Genomic DNA, 1,099 nt, shown 5'->3' on the forward strand with positions numbered 1-1,099 from the left:
GGGCGGTCTCAATGAGCAAGTGCAACACCTGATCGATCAGGTACGCTATCGCTATGACTCATTGCTACCACCACCTTACTGCTGAAGAACGTGCCACCATCATGCTGATGCGTGAAGGTCACTCGATACGCTCCATCGCCAAGTTCCTTGGGAGAGCTGCCAGCACGATTTCTCGAGAACTGGCTCGGCATGCGGTACCTTCTCATGCTGGCTATGACGCCAGTCTGGCGGGTTTCAGGGCCACGCTGACGCGACATCGAGCACGACGACAATCTAAGTTGCGCCTTGGTACGCCTCTCTTCGATCTGGTGACCTACCTGTTGCGCAAGTACTGGTCTCCTAGGCAGATAGCCATCACACTGAAGCGCATGTATCCAAATGACCCTACACGTCAGGTCTCCCACGAGGCCATCTACAACGCGCTCTATGTGATGCCCCGAGGCTCGCTGAAAAAAGAGCTCATTGCTTGCCTTCGGCAGGGGAAGGGAAAGCGGCGTCCACGCAGTCGTGGCAAGGATCGTCGCCGCCAAATTCCTGACTTGGTCAGTATTCATCTCCGGCCGCCTGAGATCGAAGATCGGTTGATGCCCGGGCATTGGGAAGGCGACCTCATCATGGGGGCCAGCAACCGTTCTGCCGTAGGCACGTTGGTTGAGCGCACGACACGCTTCGTCATCCTGGTGAAAATGGACGGTACGACCGCGACGGATGCGATGGTCGGCTTTAGTGACAAATTGAACCGTGTTCCACGCTCACTACGGCTGTCGATGACCTACGACCAAGGGAGCGAGATGGTCAAGCATGCCGAAATAACCCAACGTACCGGGACAGCCATCTACTTCGCCGATCCACACAGCCCGTGGCAACGTGGGTCTAACGAGAATACCAATGGTCTGCTTCGACAGTATCTGCCCAAAGGAACAGACCTATCGACCTACACCCAGGAGGAGCTCGATGAGATCGCAGACTCACTCAATACCAGGCCTAGAGAGACGTTGAACGCCAAGACGCCTCTGGAGGTATACGCGGAGGTTCTCCAGAAGTCAGTGCCCGGATCTCCGGCACTCCAATAGTGTTGCGCTTGTAGGTTGAGACCGCC

At 56.3% G+C, this 1,099-nt stretch carries 1 protein-coding gene; it reads left to right on the top strand.

The window, feature by feature from the left end; genetic code table 11:
- Positions 1 to 53 precede the first annotated feature (53 nt).
- Positions 54 to 1,073, top strand: a complete 1,020-nt coding sequence (locus C9F12_RS22185) for an IS30 family transposase (RefSeq protein ID WP_108450240.1) — start codon at positions 54 to 56, stop codon at positions 1,071 to 1,073.
- The last annotated feature ends 26 nt before the right edge of the window (positions 1,074 to 1,099 follow it).

The organism is Halomonas sp. BN3-1 (genome assembly GCF_003056325.1).
Classification (GTDB): Bacteria; Pseudomonadota; Gammaproteobacteria; order Pseudomonadales; family Halomonadaceae; genus Halomonas; species Halomonas litopenaei.